A 14,783-nucleotide genomic window follows, 5' to 3' on the forward strand; every position below is an offset into this window, starting at 1 on the left:
ACTATTGAAGTTATTTCTTTTATTACTTCATTAAAGTCTCTTCCTTCTTTTGCTACTAATGATGGATTTGTTGTTACTCCACAAATTACTCCCATTTCATTTGCTTCTTTAATGTGTTCTACATTTGCTGTGTCTAAGAAAAATCTCATTTTAACATCCCCCTGAAATTCAGTTAACAGCTTCGAGTTAACTGTTACTATTTATTTTTTACTAATTGATAATGAATAATATTCAAGTAAATACATGTTATTTATTTTATACATTCTATAAGACCTTATAAATACATTTTCTTAAAACTATCCATCATCTTATATTTATTAAAAGGTTCACCTTATTTGAGTCACTTTAACTCTAAGACTTACCTCTAAATAACTTTATACTCACAACTTCAAAAATATGTTTTTAAAATTTATTTAATAAGTTTACAAATAGATAGAGTAGCTTTCACTACTCTTTTATTTAATTTCTAAAAATTCTTCAATAGGCATCATAGCTGCTCCTAATAAATATGCTTCTTTATAATCGGCTATAGATATAGTACAGTTGTTTTCATCTGTAAATAAATTATCTTTATAAATATTCTTTTTCAAAATATCTATTTTATCATTTAACAAATTATTTATATCTCCACCTATAATTACAATGTTAGGATCTAATAACATAATTAAATTGGATATTCCCATGCCTAATATTTTCAAATATTTATCTATAACTTTTTTTGTAGCTGGATCTCCTTTTAAATACAATTCTTCAAATTCTTCAATATCTGATATGTTGTCTGAAGACATATCATTGTAGCTTTCTATTAACGAATTCATAGAAGTGTATGCTTCTAAGCATCCTTTAGCTCCACATTTGCACTTTTTGCCGCTTATAGCAACTTTTATATGTCCAAATTCTCCTGATGAATTATTATCGCCTCTATATATTTTTCCATTTATGATTATTCCAAGGCCTAATCCATCTGTTATAGAGATATACAGCAGATTTTTCAATACATCTCTTCTGTTTAAAAACTCATAATATGCTGATAGATTTGCTTCATTATCTACATATATAGGTACATTTAAATATTCAAATCTTGCCTTTAAATTAAAATCTTTAACTCCAAGCAAATATGAATATTTTATTATCCCTTCTTGAAAATCTACAGTTCCAGGCAATGAAAAGCCTACTCCTAGCAGTTTCTCTGAGTCTAAACTATGTTTCTTCATTACTAAATCTATGTTTTCTTTAATGATTTCAATTAGATTTTCTATTCCATTATTTTTATGTCTTAGTTTTATATTTTCAATAATTTCTTTCTTTAAGTTAACTAAGGTTATTTTTATATGATTAGGTGTTAAAGCAATTCCAATTGAGTATCGGCAATTTTCACTTAACTTTATTGCAATTGCTTTTCTCCCACCTGTTGATTCTAAATGTCTAACATCTTCTACTATACCTTCATTTTTTAGTTCAGTAATATTAGTAGAAACTGTAGTTATACTTATATCTAAAATTCTTGAAATATCTAATTTAGTAATTTCACTTTTTTCTAATAATAATCCAATTATCTTTTTTCTATTTGTTTCTTTTATTTTGCTATGATTTACTTCTATCAAATTTGATAATACTCCTCTCATCCATAATATAAACAATTATAGCCTCATTTAAATAATATCACTATTATTGTTTTTGTTGAAGTATTGATAATTTACTATAAATACTTCAACAAATAATATTTATAACTACGTATTATCAATATATAAATAGATATTTAAAGCAATTACAAGTATACTAAATTATTTTTAAATATCTTTAATTCTAGGATATGATGAATTATATACTTCATAAACCTTAGAATATACTTCTTTTAAATCTGCATTTGGCTCTACTTTTAAATTACCTTTTACAATTTTACTGCAAGCATCTTCAACTGATTCATATATTCCAGCTCCAACTCCTGCAAGTATTGCTACTCCAAGTGCACCACCTTCAGATGCTTTAACTGTAGTTAACGCATATCCAAAAATGTCAGCTAAGATTTGTCTCCATATAGCACTTTCAGCACCACCGCCGCTTACTCTTATTTCATCGATGTTAACCTTCATATCTTCAATAAGGTCTAAACAGTTCTTTAAGCTAAAGCTTACGCCTTCAAGTATACTTCTTACAAAATCATCATGATTGTTTATTAATGTTACGCCTAAAAATGCACCTTTTACATTTGGATCTATATGAGGAGTTCTTTCTCCCATAAGATATGGTAAATACACTATTCCATTAGCACCTGGTTTAGAAGCTGCTGCTTTTTCTGTTAAGATATCATAAATATCTCTTCCTGATTTTTCACTTTCTTCAACTTCTTTAGCACAGAAAGTTCTCTTGAACCAATTTAATGAAAGTCCAGCTCCTTGAGTAACCCCCATTATATGCCACTTACCTGGTACTGCATGACATAAAGTATGAACTCTTCCTTCTTTATCAAATCTAGGTGTATCAGTTGCAGCAAATACAACACCTGAAGTACCTATTGTTGTTGATATAATTCCTTCACTTACTATTCCATTTCCTATAGCTCCTGCTGCTTGGTCTCCTGCTCCTCCAACAACTGGTGTATCTATAGCTAAATTTGTTAATTTAGCAGCTTCTTCTGAAACATGTCCACTAACTACTACTGATTCATAAACATCTGCTAAGATATTCTTATCTATGTTTAAATCTTTAAGAAGTTCATCGCTCCAGTTTCTAGTGTTAATATCTAACATTTGCATTCCACTGGCATCAGATACTTCTGTAGCAAAGACATTGGTTAATTTAAATCTGATATAGTCTTTTGGTAAAAGTATTTTATAGATTTTTTCATAATTTTCTGGTTCATTATTTCTAACCCATAATAATTTTGAAAGAGTAAATCCAGTTAAAGCAGGGTTTCCTGTTATTTTAATTAATCTTTCTTTTCCTATAACTTCTGTCATGTAGTCGCATTCTTTTTCTGTTCTTTGATCACACCAAATTATAGAATTTCTAATTACTTTATGATCTTTGTCTACCATAACAAGTCCATGCATTTGTCCACTTAAACCGATACCCTTAATATCAGAAGCTTGTACACCACTTTTTTCAATAACATCCTTTATTCCTTTAACACATGCTTCCCACCAGTCCTCTGGATTTTGTTCTGCCCAGCCTACTTGTGGTTGAAATAAATCATAACCATATGTGGCAGTTTTTATTGTTGTTCCTGCTTCATCAAATAATGCTGTTTTTGTTCCTGATGTCCCAATGTCTAAGCCCAGTAAATATCTCATTTAATATCTCTCCTAATTTATAAAAATTTTATTTAATATCTATTAATTTTCAAAAATATATTGATTAACAATAGCTTCTAGTAGCTCTTGTCTTCCTGATTTATTAACTATCTCATTGTTTTTCAATGCATATGCTTCTAATTCTTTAAGACCAACTTTACCTTCAACTATTTCTTTACCAATTCCTTCATTAAAGCTTGCATACTTATCCTTTATAAAGTTTTCTAATTCACCATTTTCTAATAGCTTATGAGCTACTTTTAATCCTTTAGCAAAAGTATCCATTCCTGCTATATAAGCTAAGAATAAATCTTCTTTTTCAAATGATGCTCTTCTTACTTTAGCATCAAAGTTAACTCCACCTGGTGCAAGTCCTCCATTTTTAAGAATTTCATACATAGCTAAAGTAGCATCGTATATGTTTGTTGGGAATTGATCTGTATCCCATCCAAGCATTGGATCTCCTTGGTTAGCATCGATACTTCCTAAGAAATTATTGATTCTTGCAAAATTAAGTTCATGTTGGAATGTATGTTGTGCTAAAGTAGCATGGTTTGCTTCAATGTTAACTTTAAAATATTGATCTAGGTTATACTTTTTAAGGAATCCTAAAACTGTTGCAGTATCAAAGTCATATTGGTGCTTTGTTGGTTCCTTTGGTTTTGGTTCTATTAAAAATTGACCAGTAAAGCCAATTTCTTTAGCATAATCAACAGCCATTTGAAGTAATCTAGCAAAGTTATCTAATTCTAATCCCATATCAGTGTTTAATAATGTTTCATAACCTTCACGTCCGCCCCAGAAAACATAATTTTCTCCGCCTAATTCTTTTGTTACTTCAAGAGCTTTCTTAATTTGTGCTGCTGCATAAGCAAATACATCGGCATTACAGCTAGTTCCAGCACCATGAACATATCTTGGATTAGTGAAACAATTTGCTGTTCCCCATAAAAGCTTTTTATTATATTTTTTCATCAACTCTTTACATAAAGCTACTATTTCATCTAAATTTTCATTAGTTTCTTGTAATGTTTCTCCTTCTGGAGCAATATCTCTATCATGGAAACAAAAATATTCTATATTTAGCTTGTCCATTAATTCAAAAGCTGCTTCCATTCTTGCTTTAGCTAAATCCATTGGATTTGTTACATCATCCCATGGACGTTGCATAGTTCCAGCGCCAAATGGATCTCCTCCATTAGCAGTTAATGTATGCCAATAAGATAAGGAAAATCTTAGATGTTCTTTCATGGTTTTATCACCAATCACTTCATCTGGATTATAGTATTTGAATGAATATGGATTTTTAGAACTAGGTCCTTCAAAATTTACTTTTTTTACATTTTCAAAATATTCTCTCATTGTAATAACCTCCTCATATTATTTGTTTAGCATAAATTTGTGTTTGTAACTTAACGTAATTTAAAATGACTTTTTAAATGTCTTTTAATAAGTTTATTTTACTTCTATTTTCATTTCTCGTCAATATATTTTAGTAAACTTTTTCACAATTATTTTTTTAAATATTTTATCTATATTTTAAACTTGCCAACTAGTTCATCAAGCTCATTAGAAAGCTCTGCTTGATTAATTGAAGATATTGAAGCTTCTCCAATAGCCACTGTGATCTCATTTATAGTTTTTGATATTTCTTCTGTGTTAATTTCAGATGTTTTAGCAATTTCCAATACATTTTGAATAGAATCTCTAACTTGAACAACCACCCGGTCAATTTGTTTTGAAGAATCAGCAAATTTCTCAATAAGATTATGCATAAGTTCAGCATCTTTTTCATATTTAATTCCTGTATTCATAAGCATTTCATAACTAGGTTTTACATCTTCAGCCATAAACTCTAAAACATCTTGGCCACTTTTAGACAAGCTGTTAAATGCTTCTTCAACTTGAAATACCATATTTTGAATTTTAATTGCAGCTTCTGAAGATTGTTTAGCAAGTTTTTTTACTTCATCAGCAACTACTGAAAAACCTTTCCCTTGTTCACCAGCTCTTGATGCTTCTATGGAAGCATTTAAGGCTAGCAAATTTGTCTCTTCAGCTATCTCTCCAATAGAAACTGTCATTTCTTTCACCTGTTCTACAATCTTTGAATCTTCTATAGCTTTTAAAATATTAGAACGATTTTCATTATAAATCAAATTGTTCTTTTCTATGTTGTTCAAAGCTCTATCTTTTATATCTGCTGCATTTTTATGTATTTCACTTATAGATATTGCTGCATCTTTTGCATTTTTAGCAAGGCTATTAGTTGTTCTGCTTATTTCTTTTGTAGAAACAGTTACCCTTTGGGTAGTAGCACTTAAATCCCGTGTTCCTTTAGATATTAAATTAACAGCTTCATTGACAATTTCCATTTTAGATGATATTTCTTGGGTTGTAGCAGATAATTCTTCACTTGCTGTACTTATATTTTTTGTTCTATTAATAACTTGAATTATTAGATTCCTTATACTTTCAGCCGCATTATTTAAACCTTTTGAAAGATTTCCTATTTCATCTTTTGAATTAATATTTATATTTTTAGTTAAATCACACTCTCCAAGCGCTTGACCAAATATTAAAACCTTATTTACTTGTTTTGAAATCATTAAAGATATTGTTAACCCTAAAATAATTGCAAAACAAAAACCTAATATTACAATTAAAATTGCAAGAAATAATGATGTTCTATAAGTTGAATTACTGGCTTGATTAAATTCATCAGCAGCTTTAGTATTCTTTTCTATTAAACTACTTAAATTTCCATAGGCTTTTTCTCTAGCTTCATTAACACTAATCATACTCTTTTCAGCTTCAGTATATTTATTGTCATGAACAAAGTTAATGACCTTATTACATTCAGCCAAATATATCCTCATATTTTCTTTTAACTCTAAAAAAATTTCCTTATCTGCTTCTGGAAGTAACGTACTTTCATATTTATCAATCAATAAATAGTTTTCATTAATCAACGAATATATTTCTTTTTCCAAAGTATCTTTCTTTTGATCTTTATCTTTTCCATAAACAAGCTCCAATAAATCAGCTCTCATATCTGCATAATTTTGCTTTATGGTTGTTAAATACTTTATTGTTTCAAAATTATAATCATGCATTGAAACTCCATTAGAATTAACAGTGTTCATATTATAAATTCCAACAAACCCAACAACTCCTATTAGTATTGCAATTACTATAAATGCAGATATTAATTTTTGTGCTATTTTTAAATTCCTAAAATAGTTCATAAATACATCCCCTTATATTTAAACCATACTAGAATGATATTTACTGAATTTATATTATGAAATCATACTAGAAATCTACTTGTAAATTCATATAACAGCAGATAATTTTATTTTAAAATAAGACTACCTGCTGCTATATAAAAAATACATTATTTATTCATTTCTTATTATTTAACTAATTACTTTTTATTTTTAGATGATATATCCATCCATACAGCAATTAATAAAATTAATCCTTTAACAATATATTGCCAAAATGTTGGAGTATTCATCATACTCATACCATTATCTATACTTGCCATAACTAGCGCTCCAACTAAAGCCCCAACTACTGTACCACTTCCACCAGCTAAGCTAGCGCCACCAATAACACATGATGCTATTGCATCCATTTCTGCATTTTGTCCTGCTGAAACTGAACCTGCATTTAATCTTGTTGTAAGAAGTATTCCTGCAACTGCACAAAGTAAACCAAGCACTGAATATATAACTATAATGTGTTTCTTTACATTAATACCTGATAATCTTGCTGCATCTCTATTTCCACCAATTCCATATACTCTTCTACCAAATATAGTTTTTGTTCCTACAAATCCAAGAATTAAAGCTAATACTAACATTATAAATGCTGGTATTGGAAAACCTTGATAATCATTAAGAATTACTACTAAGGCTAAGGATACAACTCCAATTCCTACTATTGTTAATACATCAACAATCATTGGTTTCACATCAATATTATATTTGATCTTATTTTTTCTGTTATTTAAGATTAAATATGCTGAACCTACAATTGCTAAAACCACTAAGACATAACCAAAAGCTGTTGGAAGATATGCTTGTCCAATTGCTTTAAAATCTGCTGATAATGGTGCTACAGTATTTCCACCTGTAATTCCTATTAGTATTCCTCTAAAAACAAGCATACTTGCTAATGTTACTATAAAAGAAGGAACATTTCTAAAAGCAATCCAATATCCATTCCAAGCTCCCATTAGTACACCAAGTATTATTGTTATTACTACTGTTGGAACTACTGAAAACCCAAACCATACATTTAATATTGCTGCAACTCCACCAAGTAACCCGAGGGTTGATCCTGCTGAAAGATCAATTTCGCCTAAGATGATTACAAAAACCATACCTATTGCAAGAACACCTGTAATTGACATCTGTCTAAAAAGGTTAGATAAATTTCTTGTTGTTAAGAAATTACCATCAGTTAAAATTGTAAACAAAACCCATATTGCTGCTGTTGCTATTAAAATTGTTGTCATCTTAGATTTAAATATTACATTTAATCCAAACTTCTTATCTTTTTCTGAATCTATACTTTTACTTAATTGCATTTCTAAATCCCTCCTACAGTACTTATAACTTCTTCATGATAATTTCCGTTTGTATCTTCATTCTTTTTACCTACAGAATATTTCATAATTTCTTCTTGTGTTAAACCATTATTCACTAAGCTAGCTTTTATTTCACCTTCATTCATTACCAATACTCTATCACTGATTCCCAAAACTTCTGGAAGCTCTGATGAAACCATTATTATAGAAATACCTTGTTTAGCTAATTTAAAAATAAGCTTATAAATTTCATATTTAGCTCCAACATCAATTCCTCTAGTTGGTTCATCTAATATTAATATTTTAGGCTCAGCCAAAAGATTTTTTGCAAGTATTACCTTTTGCTGATTTCCACCACTTAAATTCTTTATTGCCAATTCAGTTGTTGCAGTTTTGATTTTTATTTCATCGATATAATGAAGAACATCCATCATTTCTTTATCATTATCTATAACATTCAAACCTTTTTTATATTTTAATAAATTACTTATTGTCATATTTTTAGCTACGCTCATGCCTGCAATTATTCCATCTTTTTTTCTGTCTTCAGGAACCATGGCTATTCCCTTACTTAAAGCGTCACTAGGATTTTTTATGTTAATTTTTTTACCTTCAAAATATACTTCCCCATTCTTTTCTCCTTGAAAGCTTCCATATATACTTGCTACCATTTCTGTTCTTCCAGAACCAACAAGTCCTGAAATCCCAAGTATTTCTCCTCTTTTTAAAGTAAAACTTGCATTTTTAACTCTCTTAATATTTTTATTAAATGGATCTAAAACATTAAAATTCTTAATTTCAAAAAATTCTTCACCTATTTCATGGTCTTCTCTTGGAAATAAATTTTTCATTTCTCTTCCAACCATCATTTGAACTAATTTATCTTGATCTATTTCTTTAATAGGAACTTGTCCTATAGTTGACCCATCTCTGATTACAGTAACGTTGTCACATATTCTTGTAACCTCATTAAGTTTATGTGAAATATAAATACATGTAACTCCATCTCTCTTTAAATCTTCTAAAATTCCCATTAATACTTCTACTTCCCCTTCACTTAAAGAAGCAGAGGGCTCATCTAAAATTAATAATTTAGCATTTTTAGATAAAGCTTTTGCAATTTCTACTAATTGTTGATGTCCTATACCTAAATCACCAGCTCTAGTAAGAGGACTTACATTTAATTTAACTCTATTTAAAAGTTCATTTGTCTTATTTAGCTGTTCACTAAAATTAACTAATCCACCTTTACCAATCTCATTACCTATAAAAATATTTTCAGCTATTGATAATTGTTTAATTAGTGCTAATTCCTGATGAATAATTGCTATACCAACTCTTTCAGAATCTTTTATGCTTGCTTGATTTAATTCCTTGCCTTCAAAAATTATTTTTCCAGAATAAGAGCCTGTTGGATGCTCCCCACTTAAAACCTTCATTAAAGTAGATTTTCCTGCTCCATTTTCACCGCAAAGAGCATGAATTTCCCCTTTTTTAACTTTTAAAGACACTCCATCTAAGGCCTTTACTCCAAAGAATTCTTTGACTATATCTTTCATTTCCAAAATATACTCGCTCATGAAATGCTTAACTCCTTTCCTATATTGGGGTTTAAAATCATATTTTTAAACCCCAATATGTTATTTACTTGCTTGGTCTTTTATCTTGTGGTACATTTTTATATACATCTTCAAACTTTTGGAATCCATCTTTAATAACAGTATCTTTCATATTATCAGCAGTAACTGCAATTGGAGTAAGCAACACTGAAGGAACATCCTTTTGACCATTGTTAGTTACACTTCCATTAGTGTCTATATTTTCACCTTTAGCCATTTTTACAGCCATTTCAGCTGCTTTTGCAGCAATATCCTTAATAGGTTTGTATATTGTCATTGTTTGAGTTCCCTCTACAACTCTTTGACATCCTGCTAAGTCAGCATCTTGTCCTGATATCGAAATCTTTCCTGCTAAATTTTGTGCTTGCAATGCTTGAATTGCTCCTCCAGCAGTACTGTCATTTGAAGCAACAACTGCATCTATTTTATTGTTATTAGCAGTTAATGCATTTTCCATGATCTTTAAAGCTTCTTCAGCTGACCAGTCTTTTGCCCATTGGTCTCCAATTATTTTTATATCACCCTTATCTACGAAAGGCTTAATAACATTCATTTGACCTTGTCTAAATAATTTAGCGTTATTATCAGTTGGTGAACCACCCATCATAAAATAATTACCTTTTGGTGTTTTATCTACAATAGCTTTTCCTTGTAATTCTCCAACCTTAACATTATCAAAAGAAACATAATAATCTAAATCACTATTTGTAATTAATCTATCATAAGCTAAAACTTTAATTTTATTTTTGTGAGCCTCTTCAACTATTGGTGCTATCGACTCTCCGTTGTGTGGTATTACTACTAAAACATTTACACCTTGAGATATTAAATTTTCAGCTTGAGACATTTGTGTTGGATCATCTCCATTTGCTGATTGGAATACAACTTCTGCTCCAAGCTTCTTAGCTTCTGTCTCAAAAATTTCTTTATCGTGTTGCCATCTTTCAAGTCTTAAGTCATCCATACTTACACCGATTTTTATTTTCTTACCATCACCAGCAGCTCCTTGTCCACTTGATTTTGAACTACAGCCTGTTAATGCTGAAAAAATTAAAACTCCACTTAATGTAAGACCCAATAGTTTAATCATTTTTTTTGATTTCATAATTTGTATCTCCCCTTTTAATTCGTTAATGTAAATCTTCTTTACAGTCTTAATTATAGTTTTTTTAGTAAACGTTTCGAATAGACTGATTTGCTGACTTATAATTTTATTTTGCTTTTTTATAAGAGCAATTTTTTACTATAAGTAATCATCCAATAACCATACATGATCCAAGCTTCTTTGCTTATTTTATTTAAAAGGCAAATAACTTTGCTAAATAGAAATAATCCAGATCAAATCTTGTTATAAAGATTTGATCTGGATTATTTTGTTAATTAATTACGTTCTAGTAATTTTTTGCTGTATTTATTATGCTAAATTAAATAATTTCATTTTCATTTATTATTTTGTAGTTAGCTGGACTTATTCCTTCATATTTTTTAAACACCTTACTAAAATAATTAGGATCATTATATCCAACCTTAAAGCAGACTTCTTTAACATTCATTTCTCCAGTTGAAAGTAACTCCTTAGCTACATCTATTCTGCATTTATTTATATAATCTGAAAAATTTGTTCCTGTAACTTCTTTAAAAGTCCTGCTAAAATAATATACACTTAAACCAAAATTACCTGCAACTTTTTCCTGCTCTAATTCAGATGCAATATTTTCTTTAATATAATCCTTTACATCATCAAATAATTTTAGCTTTATCTTATTAATATTCTTGTTTTTATTATCTTTTCCATCTGTTATTTTGCTTTCATTTATAAACTTATCTTGAAGCATATTTTCATCAATATCATTTATATGAATAATATTAACATTATCAGAATTGTATACTAAACACTTAGTAGCTTGTCTATACGATTCAACTATTTGTTCTACAGAATTATAAATTTCTCCAAGACCAGCTCTAATTGAAATGTTGAATCTTTTCTTTATTTCTCTTCTTAAATTAAAAGCTAAATCAATCTCAAAATTTTTAAAGTCTTCTGTATCTTCATTTTCTATTTGAATAAAATAACTTAATTCTTCGTAGAACATATAATTTCCTATACACTTATACTTTCTATTAATATACTCCTTAATATAATCTCCTATCCTCATTTTAATTTGGTCTTTTTCATTTCTGTTTAAATTTTCGTAAGCATACTTGTCCTTAATTGATATAACCATAGCATAGCTATTTTCGAAATTCATATCTAAGCATCTTAAATACATTCCATAATCCACACCACTAAGTTTATCATTTATTATTAAATCGCTTAATTGACTTTCAAGTACAGGTAACAAGGTGTATATTTTTTCTTTATCCTCAATTTGGCTTCTGCGCTTATTTTGCTCTTTTTTTACAAATTCAATTGCTACAGAAATTTTTTCAATTATCTCTTCCTTTGAAAAAGGCTTTAAAAGATATTCTTTTACATTAATCTTCACAGCTTCCTTTGCAAAATCAAAATAGTCATAGGCAGTTAATATGATGCTATATAGATTTGGTAAACTTACAGTCATTTCTTTTAATGCCTGAATCCCATCTATTCCAGGCATTTTTATGTCCATTATAGCAATATCTGGTCTAATACTTTCAGATAATTCTATAGCTTCTCTTCCATTTCTAGCTTCATATACCTGCAGCTCATGAGAAAAATTCTCACTTATTATATGTTTAACAGTTTCTCTGTCATATTTTTCATCTTCAGCAAGTAAAATTTTTATCATTAATTACCCTCCCCTACTATCGGTATTTTTAAATATACTTTTGTTCCAATACCCTCTTGGCTTTCTATTTTAAACATATCCTCTTTATCATATAAATATCTAAGTCTCTTTTCAACTATATTTACCCCAAGTCCAGTAGTATGTCCAGTATGCTTTTTTTCATAATTATAATTATTTATCTTATCTAAAATATCTTTCGGAATTCCAACTCCATCATCTTCTATAATTACATTGCACAAACCATTTTCATCTTTTATTCTAATATCTATTTGTCCACCTTCCTCTTTTGACTCTATGCCATGAATAAATGCATTTTCAACTAAGGGTTGTATAGTCATACCTGGAATCTTAACCTTTCTCATATCCATATTAACCTCTAAATTAAATTTCACCCTGTCTTCAAATCTGCATTCCTGTATATAAATATAATCTTTAACAATATTTATTTCTTCTTCTAAAAGTGCATTTCTATTCATGCAGCTTAAAGAATATCTTAAAATATTTGATACTGACTTAATTAATCTGCTTGTTGTTGATGCATTTTCCATAATTGCTGTAGCATTAACACAATTTAAAGTATTGAATAAAAAGTGTGGGTTTATTTGAGATTGAAGTACTTTAAGATCAAATTCTTTTAAAGCATTTTCGTATTTGAGATTTTTCATTTCCTCTTCTTTTAATTTTTTCTCTAAAATAAGCTTTTCACTTATTGAACTAATAAGCTCTTTTATATCCTTTATCATAGTATTAAAAGCATTTGTAAGTACATCTAATTCATATATATCAGTTTTATTTCCTTCATAGTATTCAAATAATCCTTTAGAAACTTTATTTGAAGCTTCAACAATTCCTTTTAATCCTTTAGATATGTTTTTAATAAAGCCCATAGCATAAATTACACATACAGATAATATTAAGACAAGATAAACCGTTAAAAATCCATAAATAGCATTGCTGTTTTGGTTTAATTCTTTGTAAGCTACACTATTAGTTTCTAAATAATTTTGCATAAGAGCAGATGAATATATATTGCAATACGATGCAATATTTTTAGCTGCTATAAAATCATCATAATAAAAAATATAACCTTCTTTATTTTCATAAGCTGAAATTGTTTTTCCAGAATTTTCTTTAAAAGAACTTAAGGTATTTTCTAAATCCCTTAATATGTACTGGCTTTTATTATCCCCTTCATATTTTAAAATTTGAATTTTATTTTGAGCATAATATATTTCCTTATTATAGATTTCTTTATTTTTTTCATTTCCACTTAATATATATTGGTTGAAATTATCTAAAGAATTATCAATATTTTGTTTTATTTCATTTGCCATAAGCATATTGTTAAGCATATCCGAATATCGATTTTCAATTTTTCTACTCATTCCCAAAGAAATAATATTACAAACACCTATTGGAATAATAAGACAGATAACAAACAAAATGAATTTACTATTTAATGTTTTTATCTTCATTTTCTATCATCTCCTTGTTTATAAGTATTAATATTTTCCTTATTAACCACCTTTACATCAGTTAATATTTTTTGCTGCTCCTTGGTTTTATTTTGAATTTTATCCATAATAATATTTACAGCTTTATACCCCATTTCATCACTTTTTTGTACGATTGTTGCTGTAACTAAATCATTATTAATATTTTTTATAGTTTCCTCTAAATCATCAAAACATATAATTTTTACCTTACCCTTATCATTTAGATCCTTTACTGCTTTAGCTGCTCCAATGCCATCAAGTGCTGAGGTACAAAATAATGCATTTATATTATTATCATTTCTATTTAATATTTTCCTTGTTATTATTTCTGCTTCAAGAAGCATAGCATCAGAAGAATCTACATCAACAATTTTCAAATTAGAATTTGAAGTAATATAATTTTTAAAACCTTCTACTCTTTCCTTTTGATTTTTAACTTCTTTACCTCCTATAACAATTGCCACTTTTCCTTCTGTTCCTACCTGCTTAATCATTTCTGCTCCTGCTGCCTGTCCTGCTAAAATGTTATCTGTACCAACATAGGCAATTCTATTACTATCTTCTTCATCTGAATCTATAGTTACTACTGGAATACCTTTTTCCATTGCACTATTAATCTTATTTTTATACTTTCCTTCTTCCTGAACATATGTAATTATTCCACTTACCTTAGCTGATGTAGCCATTTCAAAAAGCTTTAACCCTTCTTCTGTACTTGCAGTTGTAGGTCCTAAAAATTCTATTACAGCACCTCTTTCTTTAGCAGCCCTTTCCGCACCTTCTTTTATATTAATCCAATAAGGGTTTGTCTTTATATGAGATATAAGAACTATTTTAGGTTTAATAGGCTCATTTTCAACTTTTTTATCCCTTAATAAATGTAAAAAATACAAATTACTTCCACAGAAAAGTAAGATTAAAGAAACAACTAATGTTATTTTTAAATACTTTTTCATAAAAAAACAAGCTCCTTAGTACTAATTTATTAATTACAAACTTCAAAATAAAGA

11 protein-coding genes are annotated in these 14,783 nt (G+C 28.6%); all 11 read right to left on the minus strand.

Going from position 1 to position 14,783, the window contains the following annotated elements:
* Nucleotides 1-149 (minus strand): transaldolase family protein (locus GXK56_RS15990; RefSeq protein WP_279283111.1); only part of this gene is annotated, 149 nt, incomplete at its 3' end.
* A gap of 306 nt (nucleotides 150-455) precedes the next feature.
* A complete protein-coding gene (locus GXK56_RS15995; protein WP_160689179.1) occupies nucleotides 456-1,604 on the minus strand; it encodes an ROK family transcriptional regulator in 1,149 nt (382 codons plus the stop codon).
* A 186-nt stretch (nucleotides 1,605-1,790) separates the two neighbouring features.
* Nucleotides 1,791-3,293 carry a xylulokinase gene (gene xylB, locus GXK56_RS16000; protein ID WP_160689181.1) on the minus strand — a complete coding sequence of 501 codons (1,503 nt, stop codon included), beginning with the start codon at nucleotides 3,291-3,293 and terminating at the stop codon, nucleotides 1,791-1,793.
* Nucleotides 3,294-3,335: 42 nt separating this feature from the next.
* Complete coding sequence (xylA, locus tag GXK56_RS16005; RefSeq protein WP_160689183.1) at nucleotides 3,336-4,655, minus strand: xylose isomerase; 1,320 nt, start codon at nucleotides 4,653-4,655, stop codon at nucleotides 3,336-3,338.
* A gap of 170 nt (nucleotides 4,656-4,825) precedes the next feature.
* Nucleotides 4,826-6,541, minus strand: a complete 1,716-nt coding sequence (locus GXK56_RS16010) for a methyl-accepting chemotaxis protein (RefSeq protein ID WP_160689185.1) — start codon at nucleotides 6,539-6,541, stop codon at nucleotides 4,826-4,828.
* A gap of 179 nt (nucleotides 6,542-6,720) precedes the next feature.
* Entirely contained in the window at nucleotides 6,721-7,890 is a 1,170-nt protein-coding gene (locus GXK56_RS16015; protein ID WP_160689187.1) for a sugar ABC transporter permease, read from the minus strand.
* A 2-nt stretch (nucleotides 7,891-7,892) separates the two neighbouring features.
* Nucleotides 7,893-9,470 carry a xylose ABC transporter ATP-binding protein gene (locus GXK56_RS16020; protein ID WP_160689189.1) on the minus strand — a complete coding sequence of 526 codons (1,578 nt, stop codon included), beginning with the start codon at nucleotides 9,468-9,470 and terminating at the stop codon, nucleotides 7,893-7,895.
* A gap of 64 nt (nucleotides 9,471-9,534) precedes the next feature.
* Nucleotides 9,535-10,614 (minus strand): D-xylose ABC transporter substrate-binding protein, encoded by a 1,080-nt coding sequence (xylF, locus tag GXK56_RS16025; RefSeq protein ID WP_160689191.1) that lies wholly within the window; start codon nucleotides 10,612-10,614, stop codon nucleotides 9,535-9,537.
* 319 nt (nucleotides 10,615-10,933) lie between these two features.
* Entirely contained in the window at nucleotides 10,934-12,277 is a 1,344-nt protein-coding gene (locus GXK56_RS16030; RefSeq protein WP_160689193.1) for a helix-turn-helix domain-containing protein, read from the minus strand.
* Complete coding sequence (locus GXK56_RS16035; RefSeq protein WP_243156147.1) at nucleotides 12,277-13,752, minus strand: histidine kinase; 1,476 nt, start codon at nucleotides 13,750-13,752, stop codon at nucleotides 12,277-12,279. The genes GXK56_RS16030 and GXK56_RS16035 overlap by 1 nt, the downstream gene beginning before the upstream one ends.
* The gene (locus tag GXK56_RS16040; RefSeq protein ID WP_160689195.1) at nucleotides 13,749-14,729 is read right to left on the minus strand and encodes a substrate-binding domain-containing protein; all 981 of its coding nucleotides are present in this window, start codon (nucleotides 14,727-14,729) and stop codon (nucleotides 13,749-13,751) included. The genes GXK56_RS16035 and GXK56_RS16040 overlap by 4 nt, the downstream gene beginning before the upstream one ends.
* Nucleotides 14,730-14,783 lie beyond the last annotated feature (54 nt).

This window comes from Clostridium sp. C2-6-12 (assembly GCF_009928485.1).
In the GTDB taxonomy this organism is placed as follows: Bacteria; Bacillota; Clostridia; order Clostridiales; family Clostridiaceae; genus Clostridium.

Coding starts and splice junctions, on each gene's coding strand:
- xylB (WP_160689181.1), bottom strand. CDS start 3,293: ATGAGATATTTACTGGGCTTAGACATTGGGACATCAGGAACAAAAACA.
- xylA (WP_160689183.1), bottom strand. CDS start 4,655: ATGAGAGAATATTTTGAAAATGTAAAAAAAGTAAATTTTGAAGGACCT.
- GXK56_RS16010 (WP_160689185.1), bottom strand. CDS start 6,541: ATGAACTATTTTAGGAATTTAAAAATAGCACAAAAATTAATATCTGCA.
- GXK56_RS16015 (WP_160689187.1), bottom strand. CDS start 7,890: ATGCAATTAAGTAAAAGTATAGATTCAGAAAAAGATAAGAAGTTTGGA.
- GXK56_RS16020 (WP_160689189.1), bottom strand. CDS start 9,470: ATGAGCGAGTATATTTTGGAAATGAAAGATATAGTCAAAGAATTCTTT.
- xylF (WP_160689191.1), bottom strand. CDS start 10,614: ATGAAATCAAAAAAAATGATTAAACTATTGGGTCTTACATTAAGTGGA.
- GXK56_RS16030 (WP_160689193.1), bottom strand. CDS start 12,277: ATGATAAAAATTTTACTTGCTGAAGATGAAAAATATGACAGAGAAACT.
- GXK56_RS16035 (WP_243156147.1), bottom strand. CDS start 13,752: ATGAAGATAAAAACATTAAATAGTAAATTCATTTTGTTTGTTATCTGT.
- GXK56_RS16040 (WP_160689195.1), bottom strand. CDS start 14,729: ATGAAAAAGTATTTAAAAATAACATTAGTTGTTTCTTTAATCTTACTT.